This window comes from Pseudomonas sp. Z4-7, from assembly GCF_051131965.1.
Taxonomy (GTDB): Bacteria; Pseudomonadota; Gammaproteobacteria; order Pseudomonadales; family Pseudomonadaceae; genus Aquipseudomonas.
The window spans coordinates 4,584,380-4,609,565 of record NZ_CP071642.1; the positions used below are offsets into that span (position 1 = coordinate 4,584,380).

Annotated in this window: 25 protein-coding genes and 1 riboswitch; of the genes, 6 read left to right on the forward strand and 19 right to left on the reverse strand. The window is 63.0% G+C overall.

Annotation, left to right across the window (positions count from 1 at the left end):
• The 9 genes from cobC to cobO all read right to left on the reverse strand — a co-directional run bounded on the left by cobC (nucleotide 1) and on the right by cobO (nucleotide 8,257).
• Entirely contained in the window at nucleotides 1-576 is a 576-nt protein-coding gene (gene cobC, locus J3P91_RS20405; protein ID WP_434601563.1) for an alpha-ribazole phosphatase family protein, read from the reverse strand.
• On the reverse strand, nucleotides 573-1,628 hold the full coding sequence (cobT, locus tag J3P91_RS20410; RefSeq protein WP_434601564.1) for a nicotinate-nucleotide--dimethylbenzimidazole phosphoribosyltransferase: 1,056 nt from the start codon (nucleotides 1,626-1,628) through the stop codon (nucleotides 573-575). The genes cobC and cobT overlap by 4 nt, the downstream gene beginning before the upstream one ends.
• Nucleotides 1,625-2,146 carry a bifunctional adenosylcobinamide kinase/adenosylcobinamide-phosphate guanylyltransferase gene (gene cobU, locus J3P91_RS20415; RefSeq protein WP_434601565.1) on the reverse strand — a complete coding sequence of 174 codons (522 nt, stop codon included), beginning with the start codon at nucleotides 2,144-2,146 and terminating at the stop codon, nucleotides 1,625-1,627. Before cobU ends, cobT begins: the two co-directional genes overlap by 4 nt.
• Nucleotides 2,147-2,269: 123 nt before the next feature.
• Nucleotides 2,270-3,721: a cobyric acid synthase gene (locus J3P91_RS20420; protein ID WP_434601566.1), complete on the reverse strand. Its 1,452-nt coding sequence runs from the start codon at nucleotides 3,719-3,721 to the stop codon at nucleotides 2,270-2,272.
• Nucleotides 3,718-4,710, reverse strand: coding sequence for a threonine-phosphate decarboxylase CobD (gene cobD / locus J3P91_RS20425; protein WP_434601567.1), 993 nt, complete (start codon nucleotides 4,708-4,710; stop codon nucleotides 3,718-3,720). The genes J3P91_RS20420 and cobD overlap by 4 nt, the downstream gene beginning before the upstream one ends.
• Nucleotides 4,703-5,611: an adenosylcobinamide-phosphate synthase CbiB gene (gene cbiB, locus J3P91_RS20430; RefSeq protein ID WP_434572441.1), complete on the reverse strand. Its 909-nt coding sequence runs from the start codon at nucleotides 5,609-5,611 to the stop codon at nucleotides 4,703-4,705. The genes cobD and cbiB overlap by 8 nt, the downstream gene beginning before the upstream one ends.
• A complete protein-coding gene (bluB, locus tag J3P91_RS20435; protein ID WP_434601568.1) occupies nucleotides 5,608-6,258 on the reverse strand; it encodes a 5,6-dimethylbenzimidazole synthase in 651 nt (216 codons plus the stop codon). Before bluB ends, cbiB begins: the two co-directional genes overlap by 4 nt.
• Nucleotides 6,255-7,634: a cobyrinate a,c-diamide synthase gene (locus J3P91_RS20440; protein ID WP_434601569.1), complete on the reverse strand. Its 1,380-nt coding sequence runs from the start codon at nucleotides 7,632-7,634 to the stop codon at nucleotides 6,255-6,257. The genes bluB and J3P91_RS20440 overlap by 4 nt, the downstream gene beginning before the upstream one ends.
• 11 nt (nucleotides 7,635-7,645) lie before the next feature.
• Nucleotides 7,646-8,257 carry a cob(I)yrinic acid a,c-diamide adenosyltransferase gene (cobO, locus tag J3P91_RS20445; RefSeq protein WP_305499435.1) on the reverse strand — a complete coding sequence of 204 codons (612 nt, stop codon included), beginning with the start codon at nucleotides 8,255-8,257 and terminating at the stop codon, nucleotides 7,646-7,648.
• A gap of 82 nt (nucleotides 8,258-8,339) precedes the next feature.
• Nucleotides 8,340-8,572: riboswitch (cobalamin riboswitch) on the reverse strand.
• A 159-nt stretch (nucleotides 8,573-8,731) separates the two neighbouring features.
• Here cobO and J3P91_RS20450 point away from each other — a divergent pair.
• Nucleotides 8,732-9,316, forward strand: coding sequence for a hypothetical protein (locus tag J3P91_RS20450; protein ID WP_434572435.1), 585 nt, complete (start codon nucleotides 8,732-8,734; stop codon nucleotides 9,314-9,316).
• A 209-nt stretch (nucleotides 9,317-9,525) separates the two neighbouring features.
• Complete coding sequence (locus tag J3P91_RS20455; protein WP_434601570.1) at nucleotides 9,526-10,836, forward strand: PQQ-dependent sugar dehydrogenase; 1,311 nt, start codon at nucleotides 9,526-9,528, stop codon at nucleotides 10,834-10,836.
• A 124-nt stretch (nucleotides 10,837-10,960) separates the two neighbouring features.
• Here J3P91_RS20455 and J3P91_RS20460 read toward each other — a convergent pair whose 3' ends face one another.
• From J3P91_RS20460 to J3P91_RS20480, 5 genes are all read right to left on the reverse strand, one after another.
• Nucleotides 10,961-11,494, reverse strand: a complete 534-nt coding sequence (locus J3P91_RS20460; RefSeq protein WP_434572431.1) for a C40 family peptidase — start codon at nucleotides 11,492-11,494, stop codon at nucleotides 10,961-10,963.
• A gap of 166 nt (nucleotides 11,495-11,660) precedes the next feature.
• Nucleotides 11,661-12,287, reverse strand: coding sequence for a C40 family peptidase (locus J3P91_RS20465; protein WP_434601571.1), 627 nt, complete (start codon nucleotides 12,285-12,287; stop codon nucleotides 11,661-11,663).
• A gap of 214 nt (nucleotides 12,288-12,501) precedes the next feature.
• Nucleotides 12,502-13,206, reverse strand: a complete 705-nt coding sequence (gene hda / locus J3P91_RS20470; RefSeq protein ID WP_003178999.1) for a DnaA regulatory inactivator Hda — start codon at nucleotides 13,204-13,206, stop codon at nucleotides 12,502-12,504.
• Between the two features lie 170 nt (nucleotides 13,207-13,376).
• The gene (locus tag J3P91_RS20475; RefSeq protein WP_305499429.1) at nucleotides 13,377-14,450 is read right to left on the reverse strand and encodes an AI-2E family transporter; all 1,074 of its coding nucleotides are present in this window, start codon (nucleotides 14,448-14,450) and stop codon (nucleotides 13,377-13,379) included.
• Nucleotides 14,451-14,482: 32 nt separating this feature from the next.
• Nucleotides 14,483-15,541, reverse strand: a complete 1,059-nt coding sequence (locus J3P91_RS20480) for a DUF2066 domain-containing protein (RefSeq protein WP_434605192.1) — start codon at nucleotides 15,539-15,541, stop codon at nucleotides 14,483-14,485.
• Nucleotides 15,542-15,907: 366 nt separating this feature from the next.
• On the opposite strand from J3P91_RS20480, the gene purM reads away from it, so the two are divergent.
• From purM to J3P91_RS20500, 4 genes are all read left to right on the forward strand, one after another.
• Entirely contained in the window at nucleotides 15,908-16,966 is a 1,059-nt protein-coding gene (purM, locus tag J3P91_RS20485; RefSeq protein ID WP_434572426.1) for a phosphoribosylformylglycinamidine cyclo-ligase, read from the forward strand.
• Nucleotides 16,966-17,616, forward strand: coding sequence for a phosphoribosylglycinamide formyltransferase (gene purN, locus J3P91_RS20490; RefSeq protein WP_434601572.1), 651 nt, complete (start codon nucleotides 16,966-16,968; stop codon nucleotides 17,614-17,616). The genes purM and purN overlap by 1 nt, the downstream gene beginning before the upstream one ends.
• Before the next feature lie 8 nt (nucleotides 17,617-17,624).
• Nucleotides 17,625-18,338, forward strand: coding sequence for a DUF3108 domain-containing protein (locus J3P91_RS20495; protein WP_305499421.1), 714 nt, complete (start codon nucleotides 17,625-17,627; stop codon nucleotides 18,336-18,338).
• A gap of 321 nt (nucleotides 18,339-18,659) precedes the next feature.
• Entirely contained in the window at nucleotides 18,660-18,854 is a 195-nt protein-coding gene (locus tag J3P91_RS20500; RefSeq protein WP_434601573.1) for a hypothetical protein, read from the forward strand.
• 137 nt (nucleotides 18,855-18,991) lie between these two features.
• Here J3P91_RS20500 and J3P91_RS20505 read toward each other — a convergent pair whose 3' ends face one another.
• From J3P91_RS20505 to cysM, 5 genes are all read right to left on the reverse strand, one after another.
• The gene (locus J3P91_RS20505) at nucleotides 18,992-19,531 is read right to left on the reverse strand and encodes a DUF2058 domain-containing protein (RefSeq protein WP_305499418.1); all 540 of its coding nucleotides are present in this window, start codon (nucleotides 19,529-19,531) and stop codon (nucleotides 18,992-18,994) included.
• Between the two features lie 26 nt (nucleotides 19,532-19,557).
• Nucleotides 19,558-20,391, reverse strand: a complete 834-nt coding sequence (mazG, locus tag J3P91_RS20510; RefSeq protein ID WP_434601574.1) for a nucleoside triphosphate pyrophosphohydrolase — start codon at nucleotides 20,389-20,391, stop codon at nucleotides 19,558-19,560.
• Nucleotides 20,392-20,525: 134 nt separating this feature from the next.
• Nucleotides 20,526-22,772 (reverse strand): GTP diphosphokinase, encoded by a 2,247-nt coding sequence (gene relA / locus J3P91_RS20515; RefSeq protein WP_434601575.1) that lies wholly within the window; start codon nucleotides 22,770-22,772, stop codon nucleotides 20,526-20,528.
• A gap of 101 nt (nucleotides 22,773-22,873) precedes the next feature.
• Nucleotides 22,874-24,244: a 23S rRNA (uracil(1939)-C(5))-methyltransferase RlmD gene (gene rlmD / locus J3P91_RS20520; RefSeq protein ID WP_434601576.1), complete on the reverse strand. Its 1,371-nt coding sequence runs from the start codon at nucleotides 24,242-24,244 to the stop codon at nucleotides 22,874-22,876.
• Nucleotides 24,244-25,146, reverse strand: a complete 903-nt coding sequence (gene cysM / locus J3P91_RS20525; RefSeq protein ID WP_305499413.1) for a cysteine synthase CysM — start codon at nucleotides 25,144-25,146, stop codon at nucleotides 24,244-24,246. Before cysM ends, rlmD begins: the two co-directional genes overlap by 1 nt.
• Nucleotides 25,147-25,186: the final 40 nt, after the last annotated feature.

The window sequence follows — 25,186 nt, forward strand, 5'->3', positions numbered from 1 at the left end:
TCAGACCGCCTCTTCGAGGACTGGACCGGACGCCACCAAGAGAGAAAACAGCGCGCCGTGGGCGACTTCGACATTGAGCAATTGCTCGCGCGGCAGGCCGCGGGCGCGGGCCAGCAGCAGCCGCATCACGCCGCCATGGCTGACCAGCAGGATGCGCTGCCCGGCGTAGGCTTGATGCAAGCGTTCGAGCGCCGCCAGCACTCGCGCCGAGAATTCGAGCACTGGCTCGCCTTCCGGCGGCGTGAAGCCGTAGGGGTCGGCCCAGAACCGCCCCAGCGCCTCGGCGTCAGTCTCCATCAATGCCGCCGCGCTGCGGCCTTCCCAGGCGCCGAAATGCAATTCCTGCAGGTCCTTGTCAAAGTGCACCGGCAAGCCAAGTCGCGCACCCAGCTGTTCGGCGAAACGCGCGCAGCGCTGCAAGGGCGAACTCACCAGCCGATCCCACGGCCCGCCCGCTGCGACCGCCGCGTCCATCTGTTCCCAGCCTCGTGGCGTCAGGGCGTCGTCGAGACTGCCGCGCAGCCCGCCGCCCAGTTCGGTCTCGCCATGGCGCAACAGGTCCAGGCGCAAGGTCATGCCGGGCGATCCGCCACGGCCGCTTCGGCGAAGGTCGCCATCTGCCCGTGGAGGTCACAGGCCAGGCGCAACAACGGCACCGCCAGCGCCGCCCCGCTGCCCTCGCCCAGGCGCAAGCCCAAGTCCAGCAGCGGTTCGGCAGCGAGGGTTTCCAGCACGTGGCGGTGTCCCGGTTCGGCGCCACGGTGGGCGAACAACAACCAGGGCCGGCACGCCGGATTGAGCCGCACCGCCACCAGCGCCGCGACGCTGCAGATAAAGCCATCCACCAGCACGGCGATGCCTTGTTGGGCACAGGCCAGATAGGCGCCGACCAACGCGGCGATTTCAAACCCGCCAAGGTTGCAAAGCGTTTGCAGCGGGTCGCCGTTCGACGCACCGTGCACGGCCAGGGCGCGTTCGATGACCTGGACCTTGCGGCTGATACCCGCCGCATCCAGCCCGGTGCCCGGCCCGACCAGATGCGCCACCGGACAATCGAGCAAGGCACAGGCCAGCGCGCTGGCCGCCGTGGTATTGCCGATGCCCATCTCGCCACCGATGAACAGTTGCGTGCCGCTGGCGGCGGCGCGCATGGCACTGTCGCGTCCGGCTTGCAGGGCCTGTTCACCCTGGGCCAGGGTCATGGCCGGGCCCAGCAGGAAATTGGCGGTGCCCGGGCCGACCCGCAAATGCAGCACGCCGGGCAAGTCCAGCGAAGGCGTCACGGTGCCCAGGTCGACGACCTCCAGGGAAGCGCCCAACCGCCGCGCGAGCACGCTGATGGCCGCGCCGCCGCTGACAAAGTTGAGCAGCATCTGCCCGGTCACTTCCTGAGGATAGGCCGAGACGCCTTCGGCCACCACACCGTGATCGCCGGCAAAAATCGCGATCCACAATTGTTCAAGGCTCGGCTTGACCTGCCCTTGCAGGCCCGCCAGCTGCACCGCCACCGACTCCAGGCGCCCGAGGGAGCCGGCCGGTTTGGTCAGTTGTTGTTGCCGCGCCATCGCTTGCTCCAGCACTTGGCTATCAACGGGCTTGCACGGGTCCAGCCACCAGCGGTGATTCATAACGCAGTGCCTTTGAGAGTCAGGGGCAGGCCGGCGACGGTCAGCACAACGCGCTGGCAACGTTCGGCCAAGGCTTGATGCAGCCAACCGGCTTCATCGACGTAACGGCGAGTCAGCTCGCCCAGCGGCACGACACCCAGGCCGGTCTCGTTGCTGACAAAAATGATTTCGCCGGGCAGCGCGCCGATGCAGTCCAGCAGTGCTTCGCGCTCGGCAGCCAGTCGGTCGGCATCGTCGAGCATCAACAGGTTGGTCAGCCAGAGGGTCAGGCAATCCACCAGCAGGCAACGCTCGCTCGCGGCGGTTTCGCGCAACACCTGCGCCAACGCCAGTGGCTCCTCCACCAGCGCCCAATCGGCCGGGCGCCGGGCGCGATGCTGGGCGACACGCTGGTTCATCTCGCCGTCCAGGGGTTGGCTGGTGGCGATGTAGGTCACCGGCAAGCCGGTGCCCGCCGCGAGTTTTTCAGCCAGGCGACTCTTGCCGGAGCGGGCGCCGCCGAGGATCAGTTGCAGCATGGGTCATTACCTTCTATCTGCCGGTGTGGCGACTGGCGCCATCGCGAGCAAGCTCGCTCCCACATTTGAAATGCGTTCCAATGTGGGAGCGAGCTTGCTCGCGATGAGGTCAGCCCGGCCACCTCAAATCCCACAGAGTTCACGCAACACCCCGGTATCCAGATGCCGCTCCACCAGGTCCGCCAACCGCTCGATATCCCGCTCGCGCAACCCGTGGTAATCCACCGCTTGCACGTCCTGCACGCCCGCCCAGCGCAGCAACGCGCTGCTCGCCGCTGGCGTTTCAAACAGCCCATGCAGATAGGTGCCGAAAATCTGCCCGTCGAGGCTTCGGGCGCCATCGCAACGGCCGCCGTCCAACGTCACCGCAGGGTTTTCCAGGGCCGGGCCAGTGGTCACACCCGCATGGATCTCGTAGCCGCTGACCTCGGCATCCTCCAAAGCCAACCGCCCGCGCACATTGCGCAACTGCTTCTCATGCTCCAGCGTCGTCTCGAAGTCCAGCAGGCCCAGCCCGGCACTCGAACCGGCCGCGCCTTCCAGCCCGAGCGGATCGTGAACCTGCCGGCCAAGCATCTGCAAACCACCGCAGATGCCCAGCAACTTGCCGCCGTAGCGCAGGTGCCGATTGATCGCCGTCTCCCAGCCGTTGGCGCGCAGGTAGGCCAGGTCGCTGCGCACGCTTTTCGAACCGGGCAGGATGATCAGGTCAGCCGGCGGGATGGTCTGGCCGGGGCCGATGAATTGCAGGTCGACCTGCGGGTGCAGGCGCAGCGGATCGAAGTCGGTATGGTTGCTGATGCGCGGCAGCACCGGCACCACAACCTTGAGTACCTGTTCGGCCTTGTCGGCCTGACGCTGATCGAGACCGTCCTCGGCTTCCAGGTGCAGGTCCAGCACATAAGGCAACACGCCAATCACCGGTTTGCCGGTGCGCGCTTGCAGCCAATCCAGGCCGGGTTGCAGCAACGCCAGGTCGCCACGAAAACGGTTGATGATGAAACCTTTGACCCGGGCCTGTTCGCTCGGCGAAAGCAACTCAAGGGTGCCGACCAGGTGGGCGAATACGCCGCCGCGATTGATGTCGGCGATCAGCAGCACCGGGCAATCGACGGCCTCGGCAAAACCCATGTTGGCGATGTCGCCGGCACGCAGGTTGATCTCCGCCGGCGACCCCGCGCCCTCCACCATGACCACCTGATACGCCGCGCGCAAACGCTCATGGGAAGCCAGCACCGCTTGCATCGCGATGGCCTTGTAATCGTGATACGCCACGGCGTTCATGCTGGTCACGGCGCGGCCATGGATGATGACTTGGGCACCGGTGTCGCTGTTGGGCTTGAGCAGCACCGGGTTCATGTCGGTATGCGGTTCGAGGCCACAAGCCTGGGCCTGGACCGCCTGGGCCCGGCCGATTTCGCCGCCATCGGCGGTCACCGCGCTATTGAGCGCCATGTTCTGCGGCTTGAACGGCACCACGCTCACGCCCTGGCGCCTGACCCAGCGGCACAGCGCCGTGACCAGCGTGCTTTTGCCGGCATCGGAGGTGGTGCCCTGCACCATCAAGGTGGTCATTGAATGTCCTTGGCATAGGCCTCGAAAGCCTGTTCGAGACGCAGGAATTCTGCGTCATCGGCCGGCAGTCCGAAGCGCAGACTGCTGGTGTTGATGAACAGCCGCAGGAGAATGCCGCGATGAGCCATGAAGTCATAAAGGGCCCGGGCGTGCTCGGTAACCAGCCACTGGAACAACCCGCAGCCACCGTGGGGCTTGAAGCCGCGGTGTTCGAGCAGCAGCGCCAGGCGCTGACTCGTTTCCTCGCAACGCTGGCGCTGGCGAGTATGTGCCTCGGTATCCAACAGGCACGCCTGGCCCAATATCCGCGTCGGCCCGCTGACGGCCCACGGCCCGACCTGTTCGGCGAGCAGCTTGAGCAAGCGTCGCTCGGCCAGGACGAACCCGAGGCGAACTCCGGCCAGGCCGAAAAACTTGCCGAACGAGCGCAGCACGATCAATCCGACCTGATGGGCGTAGGCGGCAAGGCTCAGGTGCGGCGTGATATCCATGAACGCCTCGTCCACCACCAGCCAGCCACCCCGCTGGGCCAGCCGCGCATGCCAATCCAGCAGGCGTTCGGGGTCCAGGCTCAGGCCCGTGGGATTGTTCGGGTTGACCACCACCAGCACGTCGAGGCTGTCGAGAAAGAAATCCACTTCCGCTTCCAGCACTTCGCGCACGATGTAGCCGCTGCGGCGCCAGGCTTCGGCGTGCTCGGCGTAACAAGGCGACAAGACCCCGACCTTGCCCGCTCGGCGTAGGCGCGGCAGCAGTTGGATGGCCATTTGCGAACCGGCCACCGGCAACACATGCGTCGCTTCGTAATAGTCGCAAGCGGCCTGTTCCAGACCATCGTCGGTCTCGGGCAGGCGCGCCCAGGCGCGCAATGGAATCGCCGGGATCTCGAACGGCCAGGGCGCAAGGCCACTGGACAGGTCAAGCCAGTCAGCCTCGGCAATCCCGTACTGCCGGGCGGCGTTGTGCAGTCGTCCACCATGCTCAAGCATAAAACTCGGCTCCGAGGCAGAGAATCAGCAGCCATAACCATACGCCGCGCTGCACCAATTGCCAGCCTCGGTCAATCGAATCGGCACTCGCCGGCACGCCCTCGCCCAATGGCGGGCGTTGATGCAGTTCGCCGTGATACACCGCCGCGCCCCCCAACTCCACACCCAGCGCGCCGGCACCGGCGGCCATCACCGGCCCGGCATTCGGGCTGTCCCAGGTCGGCCCCTGGCTGCGCCAGCATTTGAGAGCCAGGCGGGTCTTGCCGAGCGCAGCGTAAGTCAACGCCACCAGGCGTGCAGGAATATAGTTGAGCAGGTCATCGATCTTCGCCGCCGCCCAGCCGAAACGCTCGAAGCGCTCGTTGCGATAGCCCCACATGGCGTCGAGGGTATTGCTCAACCGGTACAACACCACGCCGGGCGCGCCGGCTACGGCGAACCAGAACAGCGCGGCGAACACCGCGTCACTGCCGTTTTCCAGGACCGACTCGGTGGCGGCGCGGGCAACGGCGGTTTCATCCAGCTCGGCGGTTTCGCGGCTGACCAGGTAACCGACGCGTCGACGCGCCTCGTCCAGCTCACCGCTGCGCAGCGCCCGGGCCACCGGCTCGACATGCTCGCCGAGACTGCGCAGGCCGAGGGCGCAGTACAGCGCCAGAATCTCCACCAGCCAGCCAATCATCGGTGCCCAGGACAGGGCCGTGGCGAGCAAGGTTAGCGGCACCACGGCGATCACCCACGCCGTCACCCCATGGCTGCGCCAGCCGCGCCCGCCGGAGTTGAAACGCTGTTCGATGCGATCGGCAAAGCCGCCGAACGCCACCAGCGGATGCCAACGCCGGGGCTCACCCAGCAGCGCATCCAGCGCCACCGCGGCGGCACTGACCAACGCTACGCTCATGGGCGCACTCCCCAGTGGTTTTCATACAGCAGTTCAGTGAGCGGACGCGGTTGCGCCCAGCCTTCCAGGGCAAGCATCGGCGCTGGGTAGAAGCCTTCGACCGGCCCCAGGCACAGGACCGCCAACGGCTTGGCCCCGGCGGGCAGGCCCAGCAGGTCAGCCAGGGCCTGGGGTTCGAACAGCGACACCCAGCCCATCCCCAGCCCTTCGACGCGGGCCGCCAGCCACAGGTTCTGGATGGCGCAGGACAGCGAGGCCAGGTCCATTTCCGGCAAGGTCCGGCGACCGAATATGTGCCGCTCGCGGTCGTCCATCAATGCCGCCACCAGTACCTCGGCGCAGTCATTGATACCTTCGACCTTGAGCTGCATGAATTCATCGCTGCGCTCGCCCAGGGCTTCGGCGGTGCGGATGCGCTCCTCTTCCACCAGTCGCTGGATCTGCCCACGCAAGGCGCGGTCGCTGATACGGATGAAGCGCCACGGTTGCATCAGCCCGACGCTGGGCGCCTGGTGCGCGGCTTCGAGCAGACGGCGCAGCAACGCTGGCTCGACGGTGCCACCGGTGAAGTGGCGCATGTCGCGGCGTTCGGCGATGGCGCGGTAGACGGCTTCGCGTTCGGCCTGGGTAAAGGCGTTGTCAGTCATGGCCTCATCGCGAGCAAGCTCGCTCCCACATTTGAATCGCGGTCCCCTGTGGGAGCGAGCCTGCTCGCGAAGGCGGCCCCAGGGTCGGGCGCAAACAACGCGGCAATCGCCCCGGGATTGGACGGAAAGTAAAAATGCACATAGGAAGCCGTCATCCGCCCCAGGCGAAAAACCGCCTCAGCCCCTCGCCCACCGTTCGGGCTGTGCCCACGGGCGATCGGCTCAAGTTCAGTGCTGGTCAAGGAGTGATGATAGGTATGCCCGCGCAGGGTGCCTTCCGGCAGCTCGACTGATTGCAACGCCAAGGCCGCAAGGCGCTTTTGCATCTGCGCTTCGCCGCTCAACAGGCCGAGCAGCTCGGCGCGAGTGCCCTCGACGTCGGTCAATGAATCGAGCAGGTAGAGCATGCCACCGCATTCGGCGAGCAGCGGTTTGCCGGCTGCGTGGTGGGCACGGATCGCCGTCAGCATCGGCACGTTCCGCGCCAGTGCAACGTGGTGCAGCTCCGGGTAACCGCCAGGCAGATACAGGCTGTCCGCCTCGGGCAGTTCGGTGTCATGAATAGGGGAAAAGAAGGCCAGTTGCGCGCCCATGGCCCGCAGCAGATCGAGGCTGGCGCCATAGGTGAAGGCAAACGCTTCGTCACGGGCGACGGCGATGCGCACACCGTCGAGCCACGGCTCAACGGTTGTCAGTTCGGGCGCGGCGAACTCGACCTGGGGCGGCAACGCCACTTCACAACTGCTGGCCAATGCTTCGGCCGCTGCGTCGAGGCGAACGTCCAGGTCATTCAGTTCGCTGGCCTGGACCAGTCCGAGATGGCGGCTCGGCAACTCGATGCCGGTTTCTCGCGAGAGCGCGCCGTACCAGCGCAGGCCTTCGGTCAGGCTGCCCTCGAGCAATTGCGCGTGGCGCAGGGTGCCGACCCGGTTGGCCAGTACGCCAGCGAACGGCAAGTCCGGCTGATAACGGGCCAGGCCCAGGGCCAGGGCGCCGAACGTCTGGGCCATGGCGGTGCCGTCGATCACTGCCAGCACCGGCACGCCGAAGTGGCGCGCCAGGTCGGCGCTGGACGGGGTGCCGTCGAACAGCCCCATCACCCCTTCGATCAGGATCAGGTCCGCTTCGGCGGCGGCTTCCCACAACAGTCGGCGACTTTCCTGCTCGCCGACCATCCACATATCCAGTTGATAGACCGGTGCGCCACTGGCGCGCTCAAGGATCATCGGATCAAGGAAATCAGGTCCGCATTTGAACACACGCACCTGGCGCCCCTGGTTGCGATGCAACCGTGCCAGCGCCGCAGTGACGGTGGTCTTGCCCTGGCCGGAAGCCGGCGCGGCAATCAACACCGCCGGACAGTGGCGGCTGGTCATCGAAGCATCGTTCACAGTTCGACGCCTTTCTGCGCCTTGATGCCGGCCTGGAAGGCATGTTTGATCATGCCCATTTCGGTCACGGTGTCGGCCAGCTCGATCATTTCCGGCTTGGCACCCCGGCCAGTGACCACCACATGTTGCATGGGCGGGCGGGCCTGCAAGTCGCTCAAAACCTGATCGAGATCGAGATAACCGTGCTTGAGAGCGATGTTCAGCTCATCAAGCACCACCAGGCCAATCGACGGATCGCCGAGCAGTTGCCGCGATACCGCCCAGGCCGCTTCGGCGGCGGCGATGTCGCGCTGACGATCCTGGGTTTCCCAAGTAAAGCCTTCGCCCATGACGTGAAAGCGCACCTGCTCCGGGAAGCGTCGGAAAAACAGCTCCTCGCCGGTGCTGTTGCGCCCTTTGATGAACTGCACCACGCCGCACTGCATGCCGTGGCCCATGGCACGGGCGAGCATGCCAAACGCCGAACTGCTCTTGCCCTTGCCGTTGCCGGTCAGCACCAGCAGCAGGCCACACTCGTTCGGTGAATTGGCGATGCGCTCGTCAATCACGGCTTTCTTGCGCAGCATGCGCGCCAGGTGGCGTTCGTCGCGATCGGGCGTATCGGTCATGAGGGGAGCTCTCCGTTGGGACTGGATAACGGCGGGCGGGCAGAAAAAAGGACGGCAGCGAGCCTGGCATCGCCCACCGTGATGCCGTTGGATGAATCAGGCCGGTCTCCGGGCTCATGAGCGGCGTAATGCCTGGCTGCGCGCCTTCCCATGTCTTGCGACACAGTGGTGAGTGGCCTGCGTGGCCACAAAGCACAGCGTTGACTCATTTACCGTTGCGGGGGCAGCGCCGGGTTCGCGTTCGCTCACCGGCTTCCCTGTTTCACTCTGTCGGCCGCGACCGCGCCACAGAGCACCTGAAACAAGCCGCGAAGGTTAGAGGGTTGGGGATGGAGCGTCAATTAAAGCCGCCACATGCATCGGCTCATTGAGTGGTCCTGATCAATAAACTGACATCGATCTTGTGTGAAGCTGTGGCAAGTGATATCAAATAGACACTACGACCCGCTATCACAAGAACAAGAGGGCAAACGCATGCAAGGCATGATTATCAGCAATCCAAAGCTGGAGTTTCTACGCCCGGTGCTGGAACGCTGGTTCGACTGTATCGATCGCTACAACGCCGTGCGCGGCGATAACGACACCCCCTACTGGCATGATCAAAAAGCCAACCTCGGGTTGCTGTCTGCCGCTGCCTGGATGGCGGAGATGGTCACGCTGCAGAACGCAGCGACGCGCAAGCAGAATGAAGAAGGCGAACGCAACGTCAGCGCCGACCTGTTCATCGCCAGCACCGATGAGCGCGCCTTCATCCAGGCCACCCAGCGCTGGCCGAAGGTCAACAACCTGAACCTGACCCAACCTTTGCTCGAAGCCGCCAGCGACGCCAAGCGCATCAGCTACGCCAGCGACCTGAAACTGGGCTGCCTGTTCGTTGCCCCGCAAAAAGCCCAGCAAAGCGCCACGCCAGAAGAGTTGCAGGACATGATCGACGACCTGCAGAAGGAGAACACCTGCGCCGTGGCCTGGTATTTCCCCTACGCCTATCGCAAATTGCGCAACGAGGCGGGCCAGTACCATCCGGGTATTGCGCTGCTGCTGAAACAGGCGCACGGCTGATTCATGGATCAGTGGGAAAACATGTGGGAGCGAGCCTGCTCGCGAAGACGGTGCAACAGTCGACATCGATGTTGCCCGATACAGCGCTTTCGCGAGCAGGCTCGCTCCCACAAAGGAATCTGTTTGCCTGGCTGTTGTTACCCACCGTTGAACCATCCCACGTCTACGCTCCTCTATGAGTAACCACATGCACTCATAGGGAAGCCCGCATGCTCAAGCCACCTCATCTGTTAATCATTGCCCTGGCTACGGGGCTTGTCGCGTGTGGCGAGTCTTCCACATTGCAGGTTTCCGACGGCACCGGCCCGTCGCCGAAACTGCCCGAACCGAACAAGACCCTGATTCCCACGGTGAATATCGCCGAAGCGGTCGGCTGGCCGGACGGCGCCAAGCCAACCCCGGCCCAAGGCCTGCAGGTAGTCGCGTTTGCCGAAGGGCTGGATCATCCGCGCTGGCTTTATATACTGCCCAATGGCGATGTGCTGGTGGCCGAAACCAACGCCCCTCCCAAGCCCGACGATACCCAGGGCATACGTGGCTGGGTCATGAAAAAAGTCATGGGCCGGGCCGGTGCCGGCGTGCCCAGCCCCAACCGCATCACCCTGCTGCGAGACGCCAATCACGATGGCGTCGCCGAGACCCGGACGATTTTCCTGGAGAACCTCAACTCGCCGTTCGGCATGACCCTCGTCGGCAATGACCTGTACGTGGCCGACACCGACCGCCTGATCCGCTTCCCGTACAAGGAAGGCGACACACAAATCAAGGCACAGCCAACCAAGGTGGTCGACTTGCCGGGCGGCACTTTGAACCACCACTGGACCAAAAACGTCATCGCCAGCCGGGACGGCAGCAAGCTGTACGTGACCACCGGTTCGAACAGCAACGTTGGCGAGAACGGCATGGAAGCGGAAGAAGGCCGGGCGGCGATCTGGGAAGTCGACCGCGCCACAGGCACTCATCGCATCTTCGCCGCGGGCCTGCGCAATCCCAATGGCCTGGCAAGGGAGCCACGCAGCGGCGCGTTGTGGACGGCGGTCAACGAACGGGACGAGATCGGCAGCGACCTGGTGCCGGACTACATCACGTCGGTGAAGGATGGCGGCTTCTATGGCTGGCCTTACAGTTATTACGGGCAAAACATCGATGTCCGGGTCGAGCCGCAAAACCCCGAGCTGGTGGCCAAGGCCATCGCCCCCGACTATGCGGTGGGCCCGCACACCGCCTCCCTGGGCCTGAGCTTCGCCGAGGGCAGCCAATTGCCCGCGCCGTTCACCGAAGGGGCTTTCATCGGGCAACACGGTTCCTGGAACCGCAAGCCCCACAGTGGCTACAAAGTGATTTTTGTTCCGTTCAGCGGCGGCAAACCGGTCGGGCAACCAGTAGATGTGTTGACCGGTTTCCTCAATGCAGACGAAAAAGCCCAGGGCCGGCCGGTGGGCGTGGTGATCGACAAGCAGGGCGGGTTGTTGGTGGCGGATGATGTCGGGAACAAAATCTGGCGGGTGTCAAAAAACTAAAGCTGAAACCCGTGGCGAGGGAGCTTGCTCCCGCTCGGTTGCGTAGCGACCGCTAAAAGCTTGGGGCTGCTGCGCAGCCCAGCGGGAGCAAGCTCCCTCGCCACAAGAGCCTACCCGGCAGAAATCAGGGATTACGCGCCAGATGATCCGGCTGCAGTACGCGCTTGGCGCCCAGGTAGGCTTTCTGCCAATAGGCCTTTGACAGGCTGTCGAGCTTGACCGTCCCGCCCGTGGCCGGCGCATGGACGAAGCGCCCCTCCCCGACATAGATTCCGGCATGGCTGACCTGGGAGCCGCCATTGGTGGCGAAGAACACCAGATCGCCGCTCTGCAACGCATCCTTGCCGACTTCCGGCGCGCGCATGCTGATCATTTCGCGCGTGGAACGTGGCAGCGAGATGCCGGCGGCGTCACGGTACACATAGCCGATCAAGCCACTGCAATCGAAACCTGAATCCGGCGTGTTGCCGCCCCAGCGATAAGGCGTGCCCACCAGGCCCAACGCCCGGAACAGCACGTCTTCGGCGGCGGGAGAAAAAGTCTGGGAAGGTGCGAACACTACCGGAGCCCGCACTGGCGCGGGCGGCGGGGTGCGACTGGCGCACGCGCTGAGCAGTGCGGCAAGAAACATGAGAGCGAGGCGGGCCGACGTCGACATAGGCACAACAATCCTGATCTGGATGCGGCTATTTCTGCCGTGGAGATGGAAACAAGTCCGCCCGCGTAGTACGCAGGCGGATTGCCATCAATCAATGATCATGGATTCTAGCGGCTATGGGCCAAACTTCAAGTAAGACTTTAAGTTTGCCCTACAAACTGTGCGTTTACTTGCGAGCCGTCACTACAGTCGGTGCCATGGCGAGGGCACGCTTGGCTTCGATGAAGGTCTTGCTCCAGTAGCTGTCGCCCAGGCTGTCGATTCGCACCCCACCGCTGCGGCGGCTGCTGGAGTGGATGAACTGGTTGTCGCCCAGGTAGATACCGGCGTGGCTGACGCGACCGCGACGCCCGTTGGTGCTGAAGAACAGCAGGTCACCGGGTTCGAGCTGGTTGCGAGCGACCAGCGGGGCCTTCACGTTAATCATTTCACGCGTGGAACGCGGCAGGGTCATACCCGCTTCTTCGCGAAACAGGTAGCCGATGAAGCCGCTGCAGTCGAAGCCGGCTTCGGAGGTCCCGCCAAAACGATAACGTGTGCCGATCAAGGACATGCCGCGCTCCAGGATGCTGTCCGCCAGCACTGGAAGCTGATAAGGCTTGCTGCCGGCGAAGTCTGCCAGCTCTTTGTCGGAGGCCATTTCTTCCTGGAACGCAACGGCGGAAGACTGGGCGGTAACGGTGTTATTTACCTGTGGTTGGGGCACTTGCTGGGTCACTGGAGAGTGGGCAGCGCAACCGAACAACAGGGTAACGAGTGCGAGAGGCACGAGGGGTGCGAAGCGATTTAGCATGGGCACGACCGTGGCTGAGGTAGTAAAGATGGCGAGACTATGCCTTCTATCAACCTCATTTGCAAATTCAATCGATGCAAATGTGACTTCTTGATTTCTCGTTTACATCTAAGCGCTTAAGCCCGTATTGAACGGCTTGCAGGCCTCCAGCCCAGTAAAACCGCGGGCTTCGTCGGGTTAAGAAGAGGCTTTAAGCCATCATCTCGCGACCGTTTTACCAGCCTAAAGTTTCTTTCAAAAAAGGAATGGTCAGCTTGCGCTGGGCCTGGAGCGAGGCCTGATCGAGACGTTCAAGCAGTTCGAACAACGCGCTCATGCTGCGGGTGCCACGGGTGAGGATGAAATGCCCGACCTCGTCGGTCAGGTGCAGGCCGCGTCGAGATGCACGCAACTGCAACGCGCGAAGCTTGTCTTCGTCGGAAAGCGGGCGCATCTGGAAGATCAACGCCAGGGTCAGGCGGGATTTCAAGTCGGCCAGCTTCACCGGCAGCTCCCGTGGCGAGGTCGATGCGGCAATCAACAGGCGCCGGCCACTGTCGCGCAACCGGTTGAACAGATGGAACAACGCCTCTTCCCAATCGGCCTTGCCGGCCACTGCCTGGAGATCATCCAGGCAGACCAGTTCGTACTGCTCCAGGTTGTCGAGGATTTCCACGCCGCGATCCAGCAGCTCAGCCAGTGGCAGGTACACGGCAGGCTCACCCAACTGCTCGAAGCGCAAGCACGCCGCCTGTAACAGATGCGTGCGCCCTACCCCGTCCTTGCCCCACAGATAGATCAGGCTCTCGGTCCAGCCGGCGTCGGCTTCGCAAAGCCGCTCGACATAGCCGAGTGCAGCGGCATTGGCGCCTGGGTAGTAATTGATGAAGGTGGCGTCGTCACGCAGACGCACACCAAGGGGCAGCTGAATCGGTTTCATGCTGACTGAACGGTTCCAAGGGAACCATTAGTGGCCTCTGTGTAAAGTTTGCAAAGTTTATACCCGTGGCGCGGACCGCACAATGCGCCGGACCACGAGCAAAATCAAAGGTTTGCAGCAGCAAGGGCACGGAGCGTCAGTTTCCCTGACGCCGCGCCTGCCATTTTGCCCTAGAGGTCGGGGTCCTCTGCGCCGCTATATATGTCGGAATCCTTGTACAGATCGTGCATATGACGCACCAGCACCATGATCACCGCCGCCACCGGCAGCGCCAGCAGGATCCCGGTGAAGCCGAACAACTCGCCACCCGCCAGGATCGCGAAGATCACCGCCACCGGGTGCAAGCCGATACGATCTCCCACCAGCAACGGCGTCAGCACCATGCCCTCCAGCGCCTGCCCGACCATGAATACCGCGACGATGCCGACCATGGGATACAGGTCGCCGCCAAACTGGAACAGCCCGGCGATCAACGCCGCGCCAATCCCGATGACAAACCCCATGTAAGGCACGATGGCCGCCAACCCGGCGATCAGGCCGATCAACAGGCCCAGCTCCAACCCTACCAGCATCAGCCCCGCCGCGTAGATGAACCCCAACGCGACCATGACCAGCAACTGCCCCCTGACAAACGCCCCCAGCACTTCGTGGCATTCGCCAGTCAGCGTCATGATGCGTTCTTCGCGATGACGCGGCAGCAGGCTGCGGATCTTCGCCATCATCAGGTCCCAATCGCGCAGCAGATAAAAAGCCACCACGGGAATCAGCACCAGGTTCGCCAGCCAGCCGATCAGCGCCAGGCTCGAAGCCGTGGCCTGGCTCAATACCACGCCGACGATATCGGTGGTCTGCCCCATGTGCTCACTGATGGCGGCCTTGACCTTGTCGAACTTCCAGAAACCGTCCGACAGGCCCAGCTTCGATTGCACCCACGGCACCGCGGTGTGCTGCAGCCAATCGAGCATCTGCGGTGCCAGCTCGTACAGGCGCACCAATTGCTTGGCCAGCATGGGTATCAGCACCAGCAGCAGAGCGCTGACAATCAAGGTAAACAACGCGAACACCGCCACCACGCCCCAGGTCCGGGACAGCCCGAGTTTTTCCAGGCGATCCACCACCGGATCGAACAGATAGGCCAGTAACAGCGCAACCAGGAACGGCGTGAGGATCGGGTGAAGCAAGTAGATAAATGCAATCAGCAGGGCGACCCCACCCAACCAGAACCAACGCCGCGTATCGCCCATGAACCACTCCTGCCCCTATAAAAGAAAGAAAACTACCAGCGGAATCGCAAGTTAGCCGCCGGCGACGGCGTCGGTGTCGCGACCGGAACCGTTCCGTCGGCGGCCGGCTGCGCCGCGGGCGCTTGCGCGACGGCTTCACCCGGCGGCAATTCCTGCAGTTTGGCCAGGGCCAGTTGTGCCTTCAATTGCTCGGCGCTGCCGTTGACCTTGTAGACGATCATGTCGCCCTCGACCCGCTGCACCTGACCAGCGAACGGTTCGAGCAGACGCCCCAGCGCTGCATAACGTTCCAGATTCACGCCTTGGACTTCCAGCAACTGCTCGGTCGCCACGCCCGGCCTGGCCACGAAACGCGGCGCCAGGCGCTGGCTCACCGCCAACATCACGGCATCGGCCAGCGCAGCGGGATCGGCGCCCTGGGCATTGCCCTGTTCGCGCTGGTCGCCCAGCCACAGGCGCCAGGTTGCCTGCCACTGGCCACCCTCCTCCTTGGCATGGACCGCCAGCAAGGCATCCGAGCCATACCGGTCCGACGCCTCACGCAACGGCGCCGGATCGTTGCCTTGCAACGTCGGCGCGGTGGCGACAATCTGCTCGCTCAAGTCCGCCAACGGCAAGTGCAACGGCAGCCCCCGGTGCTGGGCAGCGCGGCGCAGAGGCGTGGCGCTGGCCTGGCCATCGCCGACCAGGCTGGAGCCTTCTGCCGAGTCATTCAGCCACCAGCCAAGGATCGATGGACGATTCGCGCCCCAGAGCGGCAGCCCCGCCGAACGCAATGCCCGGTCGGTGCTGGCGGGATCGAAGTCCACCTGCAGGCTTTCCGGAGGACCGGCGTCGTAGCCGTATTGCAGAATGATCTGCTGCGGGTCCTTGCGGATCGCCGCCAGGCCGGGATTCTGCGCGGCCTTGGCGTCGCCGGTCAGGCGCAGCACCAGGGTGTCCAACGCTCGCAACGTTGCCTGGTTTCGCTCATCCGGCGCCTGGCTGCTGACCGGCTCACGCACCTGATAAAGGTTATTGAGGGTTTCGGCATGGCTCGCCAGGCTGATCAGCGACAGGCAGCCCATGGACAAGAATTTGAACAGACGCATGGAAGATTCCCGGACATAACGGCTGGCACCGGCCGTGTGGAGAAGATTGAGCATGGCTGTGACCACGGCACCGGGGAAAACATTCACCACCCAGCGCAAGTTTTCTACTGTCATAACCATAGCCGCTTACCGCTACACCTTATACAGACGCGTCGCCCACTACCAATACAAGAAATAACGGTTTTTTTTGGCGGATATGTCCCTGCCCGTCGGCGCGAGGATGGCCGCTGGTCCACAAGCCTGATAAAATCGCGCGCCTTCGCAGACCGGCAATGGCTGGGCACCCGGAATAATTCGTACAACGGTTATTCGATGGCCCCGGCGATCGGTCGTTACCCAGAAATCCCCCCTTTAAAGGCCTGGATCATGAGCAAGCAACCCTCCCTGAGCTACAAGGACGCCGGTGTAGACATCGACGCCGGTGAAGCATTGGTCGAACGCATCAAGAGCGTCGCCAAGCGCACCGCGCGCCCGGAAGTCATGGGCGGCCTGGGCGGTTTCGGCGCCCTCTGCGAGATCCCGGCCGGCTACAAGCAACCGGTCCTGGTCTCGGGTACCGACGGCGTCGGCACCAAGTTGCGCCTGGCCTTGAACCTGAACAAGCACGACAGCATCGGCATCGACCTGGTGGCCATGTGCGTGAATGACCTGGTGGTCTGCGGCGCCGAGCCGCTGTTCTTCCTCGACTACTACGCCACCGGCAAACTCAACGTCGATACCGCCGCCCAGGTCGTGACCGGCATCGGCGCCGGCTGTGAATTGTCCGGCTGCTCCCTGGTCGGCGGCGAAACCGCTGAAATGCCAGGCATGTACGAAGGCGAAGACTACGACCTGGCCGGCTTCTGCGTCGGCGTCGTGGAAAAAGCCGAGATCATCGACGGCTCGAAAGTCGCCGCCGGCGACGCCCTGCTCGCCCTGCCATCTTCCGGCCCGCACTCCAACGGCTACTCGCTGATCCGCAAGATCATCGAAGTCTCGGGCGCCGATATCGAGAACACCCAGCTCGACGGCCAGCCACTCGCCGACCTGCTGATGGCCCCGACGCGCATCTACGTCAAGCCGCTGCTCAAGCTGATCAAGGACACCGGCGCCGTCAAGGCCATGGCCCACATCACTGGCGGCGGTTTGCTGGACAACATCCCGCGCGTGCTGCCAAAAGGCGCCCAGGCCGTGGTCGACGTGGCGAGCTGGACCCGCCCGGCGGTGTTCGACTGGCTGCAGGAAAAAGGCAACGTCGATGAAACCGAAATGCATCGCGTGCTGAACTGCGGCGTGGGCATGGTCATCTGCGTGGCCCAGGAGCACGTCGAAACCGCGCTGAACGTCCTGCGCGACGCGGGCGAGCAGCCTTGGGTCATCGGCCAGATCGCCACCGCGGCCGAAGGCGCCGCACAGGTCGAGCTGAAAAACCTCAAGGCACACTGATGTCCGCAACCTGTGACGTCGTGGTGCTGTTGTCCGGCACCGGCAGTAACCTGCAGGCCCTGATCGACAGTACACGGACCGGCGACAGCCCGGTCCGGATCCGCGCGGTGATTTCCAACCGCGCCGATGCCTACGGCCTGCAACGTGCCAAGGAGGCGGGTATCGATACCCGCGTCCTCGAACACCAGGCGTTCGACGGTCGCGAGGCCTTCGATGCCGCGCTGATCGAACAGATCGACGCCTTCAATCCGCAACTGGTGGTCCTGGCCGGTTTCATGCGCATCCTCAGCGCCGGTTTTGTGCGTCACTACCAAGGCCGCCTGTTCAATATCCATCCGTCGCTGTTGCCCAAATACAAAGGGTTACACACTCACCAGCGTGCGCTGGAGGCCGGTGACACGGAGCATGGCTGCTCGGTTCACTTTGTCACCGAGGAACTCGATGGCGGACCACTGGTCGTACAGGCAGTAATACCGGTAGAGTTGCACGACACGCCGAAAAGCCTGGCGCAACGGGTCCACGCCCGCGAACACCAGATCTACCCGATGGCCGTGCGTTGGTTTGCCGAAGGCCGGCTGACGCTCGACGATCGCGGAGCCTCACTGGACGGCCAGTTGCTCGCCGCCAGCGGCCATTTGATTCGATACTAGGAGATTTTATGCGTCGCGCCCTGCTCTTCGCTTGCGCTCTGCTTGCCCTGCCCCTGGCACAGGCCGCAGACCTTCAACCGTTCTCCGCCAGCTATACCGCCGACTGGAAACAGCTGCCCATGAGCGGCACCGCCGAGCGCAGCCTGACCAAGGAGGCCAACGGCACCTGGAAGCTGAGCTTCAAGGCATCGATGATGATCGCCAGCCTGACCGAAGAAAGCACCCTGACCCTGGACAAGGACACCCTGCTGCCGCAGTCCTATCACTTCGAGCGCGGTGGCCTGGGTAAAGCCAAGAAAGCAGACCTGGATTTCGACTGGAACGCCAAGATGGTCACCGGCACCGATCGCGGTGACGCGGTCAAGCTTCCGTTGAATCGCGGCATGGTTGACAAATCCACGTACCAACTGGCCCTGCAGCACGACGTGGCGGCCGGCAAGAAAAGCATGAGTTATCAGGTCGTCGATGACGGTGAAATCGATACCTATGACTTCCGCGTGCTTGGTTCGGAAAAAGTCGACACCAAGGCCGGCCAGATCGACGCCATCAAGGTCGAGCGCGTGCGCGACCCGACACAAAGCAAGCGCATCACCGTGCTCTGGTTCGCCAAGGACTGGGATTACCTGCTGGTACGCCTGCAGCAAGTCGAGACCGACGGCAAGGAGTACAACATCATGCTCCAGGACGGTACGGTCAACGGCAAGGCTGTGAAAGGCAGCTGATCCATACCGACACCAAAAAGCCTCGCACATGCGGGGCTTTTTGTTGCCCGAGTTTCAAGCCCACCACCTATACCTGTGGGAGCGAGCTTGCTCGCTCCCACAGGGGTTTTGCTTTCACTCAAGGCTTGCCGCTACAACATGAAATTTTCTTCATGAACACCACCTGCGACCAAACGCCGCGCCCTGCCTGGCCTGCACGAGGGCTACACGCTTTATGAAAACTTCTTAATCGCCCCGGTCATTTACTTAGCTCGCTATCCAAATCTATAACAAAACCCTGCACACGCCTTGCTGCAGATAACAGAGATTGGAGCTTGCAAGATGACTGTGAAAGTAACTGAACGCGACGACGCCCATATGTCCCACGAAGGTATTGCCGCCGGTATCCGGATCTGGGATGTGCATCAACAGGATCTGCTGGTGGGCATGTTCCATTCCGAGACGGACGCTCATAACTACAAGGCCGAGCTGGAACGTGAGGAGCGGCAGCGTTTGCGTGAGACCTCGCATTCCTGAACCACGCAAAACACCTGTGGGAGCGAGCTTGCTCGCGATAGCGGGGCATCAGCCAACATCTCTGTCACTGATAGGCCGCTATCGCGAGCAAGCTCGCTCCCACAGGGTTTGTGTTCAACTCAATAGTATTTTCCCGCTTACCACATCAAATCATCAGGAATCTGATACGCCGCGTACGGATCATCGGCATCCACTTCTTCGGTCTGGGTGTTGAGCTGGACGATGCGCTTGGGGTCGCGTTCCTGGATTTTCAGCGCCGCTTCGCGCGGGATCACTTCATAGCTCCCGGCATGATGGACGATCGCCAGGGAACCGCTGCTCAGCTTGTTACGCATCAGCGCATTGACCGAGATGCGCTTGACCTTCTTGTCGTCGACGAAGTTGTAGTAGTCATCGGTGGTCAGCTTCGGCAGGCGCGACACCTCGATCAATTGCTTGATCTGCGCGGCACGGGCCTTCTGCTCGGCCTTTTCCTGCTGCTGGCGGTTGAGCTCCTGGTCGCGCTTGACCTTCTCGGCCATGGCTTCCTGGGCCGCACGCTGCTGGGAGTCGTCCAGTTCGACCTGGCCCTTGTGGGCCAGGCGTTGCTGCTTCTGTTTCTCTTTGCCGACCTGCTTGGCCTGCTTTTGGTTGACCAGCCCTGCTTTGAGCAACTGGTCGCGAAGGGAAAGGCTCATGGTGCTTACTCACTTAGGCAACGGCCTCAGCCACAGCTGGGCAAATTCTTTTCCTGACGTTTGGCTTCGCCCCACAAGGCGTCCAACTCTTCGAGGGTGCAATCTTCCATGGGACGGTGGGTCTCGCGCAATGCCTGTTCGATAAATCGGAAACGTCTTTCAAACTTTGCATTGGCGCCACGCAGGGCCGTTTCGGGGTCGACTTTCAAGTGTCGAGCCAGGTTCACCACGCTGAACAGCAGGTCACCCACTTCGTCGCTGATGGCCGCGGTGTCATTGTCCGCCATGGCTTCGAGCACTTCGTCGAGCTCTTCACGGACCTTATCGAGCACCGGCAGCGGTCCCGGCCAGTCGAAACCGACCTGGCCGGCACGCTTCTGCAACTTCGCCGACCGCGACAAGGCCGGCAATGCCGCCGGTACATCATCAAGCAGTGACAACTGCTCGGGCACCGAGGCCTTCTCGGCGCGCTCCTCTGCCTTGATTTCCTCCCAGCGCTGCTTGACCTGCTCTTCGCTCAGGCGCGGGGTATCCACGGCTGCGTAAAGGTCACCGGTGGGAAACACATGGGGATGGCGGCGAATCAGCTTGCGGGTGATGCTATCGACCACGCCGGCGAATTCGAAACGGTTTTCTTCCCGGGCCAGCTGGCTGTAATACACCACCTGGAACAGTAAATCGCCCAATTCACCTTGAAGGTGATCGAAGTCGCCGCGCTCGATGGCGTCGGCCACTTCGTAGGCTTCCTCCAGGGTGTGAGGGACGATGGTTGCGTAGGTTTGCCTGATGTCCCACGGGCAGCCGTATTGCGGGTCGCGCAAGCGGTTCATCAGGTGGAGCAGGTCTTCGAGGCTGTACATCAATCATCCCACCACAAAAAATCCCTGTGGGAGCGAGCCTGCTCGCGAAAGCGGTACATCAGTCAAAACATACCAGCTGACACACCGCCTTCGCGAGCAGGCTCGCTCCCACACTGTTGGACTGTGCCTGACCTTTAGCCCGGTGTCCGATTACGCCGGGTCTCGATGATGTTCGGCAACTGGGAAATCCGCCCCAGCAACCGCCCCAGTGCATCCAGCCCCGGAATCTCGATGGTCAGGGACATCAGCGCGGTGTTGTCCTCCTTGTTCGAGCGGGTATTGACCGCCAGCACGTTGATCCGCTCGTTGAGCAGCACCTGGGACACGTCACGCAGCAGGCCGGAACGGTCGTAGGCGCGGATGATGATGTCCACCGGGTAGGTGAGCACCGGCACCGGGCCCCAACTGACCTGGATGATCCGCTCCGGTTCGCGACCGGCCAGTTGCAGCACCGAGGCGCAATCCTGGCGGTGAATGCTCACGCCACGGCCCTGGGTGATGTAGCCGACGATCGCATCCCCCGGCAGCGGCTGGCAGCAGCCCGCCATCTGGGTCATCAGGTTGCCCACGCCCTGGATCTGGATGTCGCCGCGCTTGCCGGGCTTGTAGCCGGTGGCCTTGCGCGGGATCAGTTCCAGTTGCTCGTTGCCGCGTTCCGGCTCAACCAGTTGCTGGGCGAGGTTGACCAGTTGCGCCAGGCGCAGGTCGCCGGCGCCAAGGGCGGCGAACATATCCTCGGCGGTCTTCATGTTGGCTTTTTCAGCCAGCTTGTCGAAATCCACCTGCGGCAGGCCCAGGCGACTCAGCTCGCGCTCGAGCAGGGTCTTGCCGGCGGCAACGTTCTGGTCGCGAGCCTGCAACTTGAACCAGTGGACGATTTTCGCTCGCGCCCGCGAAGTGGTGATGTAGCCCAGGTTCGGGTTCAGCCAGTCGCGGCTCGGCGTGCCGTGCTTGCTGGTGATGATTTCGACCTGCTCGCCGGTCTGCAGGCTGTAGTTGAGCGGCACGATCCGCCCGTTGATCTTGGCGCCACGGCAGTTGTGACCGATCTCGGTGTGCACCCGGTAGGCGAAGTCCAGCGGCGTCGAGCCCTTGGGCAGGTCGATGGCGTGGCCGTCGGGCGTGAAGATGTAGACCCGGTCCGGCTCGATGTCGACCCGCAGCTGTTCCGCCAGGCCGCCGATGTCACCCAGTTCCTCGTGCCATTCCAGCACCTGGCGCAGCCAGGAGATTTTCTCTTCGTAATGGTTGGACCCGGACTTGACGTCGGTGCCCTTGTATTTCCAGTGGGCGCAAACCCCCAGCTCGGCTTCTTCGTGCATGGCATGGGTGCGGATCTGCACCTCCAGCACCTTGCCTTCCGGGCCGATGACCGCGGTGTGCAGCGAGCGGTAGCCGTTTTCCTTGGGGTTGGCGATGTAGTCGTCGAACTCCTTCGGAATGTGCCGCCACAAGGTGTGGACGATCCCCAGCGCGGTGTAGCAATCGCGCATTTCCGGAACCAGCACGCGCACGGCGCGAACGTCGTAGATCTGGCTGAATTCGAGGCCTTTGCGCTGCATTTTGCGCCAGATCGAATAGATGTGCTTGGCCCGGCCACTGATATCGGCTTCCACGCCGGTGGCCTGCAATTCCTCACGCAACTGAGTCATGACATCGGTAATGAAGCGCTCGCGATCCAGCCGTCGTTCATGCAACAGCTTGGCGATCTGCTTGTACTGGTCAGGCTCCAGGTAGCGGAAGGACAAGTCCTCCAGCTCCCACTTGATATGACCGATACCGAGACGGTGGGCCAGCGGCGCGTAGATGTCGAACACCTCACGGGCGACACGGTTGCGCTTTTCATCGTCGGCGGATTTCACGGCGCGGATCGCGCAGGTGCGCTCGGCCAGCTTGATCAGCGCGACACGCACATCGTCGACCATGGCCACGAGCATCTTGCGCAGGTTTTCCACCTGGCCCTGGGTGCCCAGGACCATGGACTGGCGCGGGCTGAGGCTGGCGCTGATGGCCGCCATGCGCAACACGCCGTCGATCAGCTTGGCGACCACGGTGCCGAAACGCTGGTTGACCATCGGCAGCTGGATCTGCCCTTCACGCACGCCGCGGTACAGCACCGCGGCGACCAGCGAGTCCTGGTCGAGCTTGAGGTCGGCGAGGATTTCGGCGATCTCAAGGCCCGTCTGGAAACTCGAGGTGCCTTCGGACCACAGGTTCTTCGCCGCGTTGTGTTGCTGTTCTGCCTCGCGAGCGAACTCGCAGGCTTGCTTCAAGGCTTCGCGATCCAGTGCCGGATCGATACTGACCGCGTGATCGAGCCAAGCCTCGAGATTGATACTGCCGTCGGTGTTGATCGGCTGGTGTGCTCTCACCTGTACCATCTTTACTTACCTTCCCTATGACGCAGATTCAATGCGTCCACATCGCTGACCTTCGTTGCCCGTGTTTCCGCCCAGGGCTGTGGCGGGTCGGCACGAACGGGTCAGTCGGACAAGCCATCCTGGCTCGCTTCAAATAACGCCATGGCCTCGACATGCGCCGTCTGAGGAAACATATCGAGAATCCCGGCACGTTTTAACCGGTAGCCCTGCTTGATCAATTCGACCGTGTCCCGGGCCAAAGTTGCCGGGTTGCACGACACATAAACCAGCCGCCTGGCACCCAGCGAGGCCAGCTTGCGCACCACCTCGAAAGCACCATCACGGGGTGGGTCCAAGAGTACCGCAGAAAAGCCTTCGCCGATCCACTCGGCACCCGCCAAAGGCTGGGATAAATCGGCCTGAAAAAAGGCAGTGTTATGCAAATTGTTGCTGAGGGCGTTCGCCGCCGCGCGCTCGACCATGGTCTGCACGCCCTCCACCGCCACGACCTCGCGCACCTGCCTGGCCAGCGGCAAGGCAAAGTTGCCCAGGCCACAGAACAGGTCCAGCACTCGCTCATCGGGTCGAGGCGCCAGCCATTGCAGCGCCTGGGCGACCATCGCCTCGTTGACGGCCGCGTTCACCTGAATGAAATCCCCCGGCCGGTAAGCCAGTTCCAGGTCCCAGCTTTCCAGGCGATAACCCAGGGCCTGGCCCGGATCGACCGGTTGCGGCTCGCCTTCGCCATGCAGCCACAACTGGGCTTCATGGAACGCGCAGAAATCCTTGAGGATCGTCAGGTCGGCTTCCGACAACGGCGCCATATGCCGCAGCAATAACGCCAGGGACGAGCCGGCGAACAACTCGACATGACCGAGCGCCTGGGGTTTGCCCAAGCGACGGAGCATTTCCGGCAGGCGACTCATGATCGGCTGCAAGGGCTGTACCAGCACCGGACATTCACCGATGGCTACGATGTCCCGGCTGCCGACGGCACGGAAACCCACTTCAAAATTTTTTGCTTTCTGATCCCAACGCACCGCCACCCGGGCGCGACGTCGGTAGCCGAACTCCGGCCCGCTCAACGGCGCGGCCCACTCATCCGGCTCGACACCGGCCACCCGCGACAGTTGCTCGGCGAGCATGCGCTGTTTCAGGGCAAGCTGTTCGCCATGGGGCAAATGCTGGACGCTGCAACCGCCGCAGCGACCGGCATGCGCGCAGGGCGCTGCACGACGCAGTTCGCTGGAGGAAAACACCCGTTCGGTGCGGGCCTCGACCACTTTGCCGTGGGCACCGAGCACCCGCGCCTCGACCTCTTCACCAGCCAGGGCGCCGATGACAAACCAGGTCCGCCCGTCGACAAACGCAATGCCCCGGCCATCGTTGGCCAGGCGTTCAATGGTCAGGCGCTGCTTCTTGCCGGTGGGCACTTGCGGGGCCCGGCTTCCGCCGCTGGGCTGGAAGCGCAAGCCTCTTTCTTGTTTGGCCATCAGTTGGGCGCGTCGAAGATGCCGGTCGACAGGTAACGGTCGCCACGGTCGCAGATGATCGCGACGATCACTGCATTTTCCACTTCCTTCGACAAACGCAGCATGCCCGCCACGGCACCGCCCGAAGACACGCCGCAGAAAATACCTTCTTCACGGGCCAGGCGACGGGTCACGTCTTCGGCTTCGCTCTGGGCCATGTCGATGATGCGATCCACGCGATCGGCCTGGTAGATCTTCGGCAGATATTCCTCGGGCCAGCGGCGAATGCCGGGGATGGCCGAGCCTTCCATCGGTTGCAGGCCGATGATCTGCACGTTCGGGTTCTGTTCTTTCAGGTAGCGAGAAGTACCCATGATGGTGCCGGTGGTGCCCATCGAGCTGACGAAATGGCTGATCGTGCCGTCGGTCTGGCGCCAGATCTCCGGGCCGGTGGTGGTGTAGTGGGCTTCTGGATTGTCGCCGTTGGCGAACTGATCCAGCACCTTGCCCCGGCCCTCGGCCTGCATGCGCTCGGCCAGGTCACGGGCGCCTTCCATGCCCTCTTCCTGGGTCACCAGGATCAGCTCGGCGCCATAGGCCGTCATCGCCGCCTTGCGCTCGGCGCTGGAGTTGTCGGGCATGATCAGGATCATCTTGTAGCCCTTGATCGCCGCCGCCATCGCCAGGGCGATGCCGGTGTTCCCGGAGGTCGCCTCGATCAGCGTGTCGCCCGGGCGGATCTGGCCGCGCAATTCGCCACGGGTGATCATCGACAGCGCCGGCCGGTCCTTGACCGAACCCGCCGGGTTGTTGCCTTCGAGCTTGAGCAAAAGCGTATTGCTGGTCGCGCCAGGCAGGCGCTGCAAGCGAACCAGCGGAGTGTTGCCGACGCAATCGGCGATGGTTGGGTACTGCAAAGTCATGGCGTATTCGCAATCCGGGCTGCGGGGGCGCCTATCATAC

Excerpts from the sequence above, each read along its gene's own strand:
- cobC (WP_434601563.1), bottom strand. The coding sequence starts at position 576 with ATGACCTTGCGCCTGGACCTGTTGCGCCATGGCGAGACCGAACTGGGC.
- cobT (WP_434601564.1), bottom strand. The coding sequence starts at position 1,628 with ATGAATCACCGCTGGTGGCTGGACCCGTGCAAGCCCGTTGATAGCCAA.
- cobU (WP_434601565.1), bottom strand. The coding sequence starts at position 2,146 with ATGCTGCAACTGATCCTCGGCGGCGCCCGCTCCGGCAAGAGTCGCCTG.
- J3P91_RS20420 (WP_434601566.1), bottom strand. The coding sequence starts at position 3,721 with ATGACCACCTTGATGGTGCAGGGCACCACCTCCGATGCCGGCAAAAGC.
- cobD (WP_434601567.1), bottom strand. The coding sequence starts at position 4,710 with ATGCTTGAGCATGGTGGACGACTGCACAACGCCGCCCGGCAGTACGGG.
- cbiB (WP_434572441.1), bottom strand. The coding sequence starts at position 5,611 with ATGAGCGTAGCGTTGGTCAGTGCCGCCGCGGTGGCGCTGGATGCGCTG.
- bluB (WP_434601568.1), bottom strand. The coding sequence starts at position 6,258 with ATGACTGACAACGCCTTTACCCAGGCCGAACGCGAAGCCGTCTACCGC.
- J3P91_RS20440 (WP_434601569.1), bottom strand. The coding sequence starts at position 7,634 with ATGACCAGCCGCCACTGTCCGGCGGTGTTGATTGCCGCGCCGGCTTCC.
- cobO (WP_305499435.1), bottom strand. The coding sequence starts at position 8,257 with ATGACCGATACGCCCGATCGCGACGAACGCCACCTGGCGCGCATGCTG.
- J3P91_RS20450 (WP_434572435.1), top strand. The coding sequence starts at position 8,732 with ATGCAAGGCATGATTATCAGCAATCCAAAGCTGGAGTTTCTACGCCCG.
- J3P91_RS20455 (WP_434601570.1), top strand. The coding sequence starts at position 9,526 with ATGCTCAAGCCACCTCATCTGTTAATCATTGCCCTGGCTACGGGGCTT.
- J3P91_RS20460 (WP_434572431.1), bottom strand. The coding sequence starts at position 11,494 with ATGTCGACGTCGGCCCGCCTCGCTCTCATGTTTCTTGCCGCACTGCTC.
- J3P91_RS20465 (WP_434601571.1), bottom strand. The coding sequence starts at position 12,287 with ATGCTAAATCGCTTCGCACCCCTCGTGCCTCTCGCACTCGTTACCCTG.
- hda (WP_003178999.1), bottom strand. The coding sequence starts at position 13,206 with ATGAAACCGATTCAGCTGCCCCTTGGTGTGCGTCTGCGTGACGACGCC.
- J3P91_RS20475 (WP_305499429.1), bottom strand. The coding sequence starts at position 14,450 with ATGGGCGATACGCGGCGTTGGTTCTGGTTGGGTGGGGTCGCCCTGCTG.
- J3P91_RS20480 (WP_434605192.1), bottom strand. The coding sequence starts at position 15,541 with ATGCGTCTGTTCAAATTCTTGTCCATGGGCTGCCTGTCGCTGATCAGC.
- purM (WP_434572426.1), top strand. The coding sequence starts at position 15,908 with ATGAGCAAGCAACCCTCCCTGAGCTACAAGGACGCCGGTGTAGACATC.
- purN (WP_434601572.1), top strand. The coding sequence starts at position 16,966 with ATGTCCGCAACCTGTGACGTCGTGGTGCTGTTGTCCGGCACCGGCAGT.
- J3P91_RS20495 (WP_305499421.1), top strand. The coding sequence starts at position 17,625 with ATGCGTCGCGCCCTGCTCTTCGCTTGCGCTCTGCTTGCCCTGCCCCTG.
- J3P91_RS20500 (WP_434601573.1), top strand. The coding sequence starts at position 18,660 with ATGACTGTGAAAGTAACTGAACGCGACGACGCCCATATGTCCCACGAA.
- J3P91_RS20505 (WP_305499418.1), bottom strand. The coding sequence starts at position 19,531 with ATGAGCCTTTCCCTTCGCGACCAGTTGCTCAAAGCAGGGCTGGTCAAC.
- mazG (WP_434601574.1), bottom strand. The coding sequence starts at position 20,391 with ATGTACAGCCTCGAAGACCTGCTCCACCTGATGAACCGCTTGCGCGAC.
- relA (WP_434601575.1), bottom strand. The coding sequence starts at position 22,772 with ATGGTACAGGTGAGAGCACACCAGCCGATCAACACCGACGGCAGTATC.
- rlmD (WP_434601576.1), bottom strand. The coding sequence starts at position 24,244 with ATGGCCAAACAAGAAAGAGGCTTGCGCTTCCAGCCCAGCGGCGGAAGC.
- cysM (WP_305499413.1), bottom strand. The coding sequence starts at position 25,146 with ATGACTTTGCAGTACCCAACCATCGCCGATTGCGTCGGCAACACTCCG.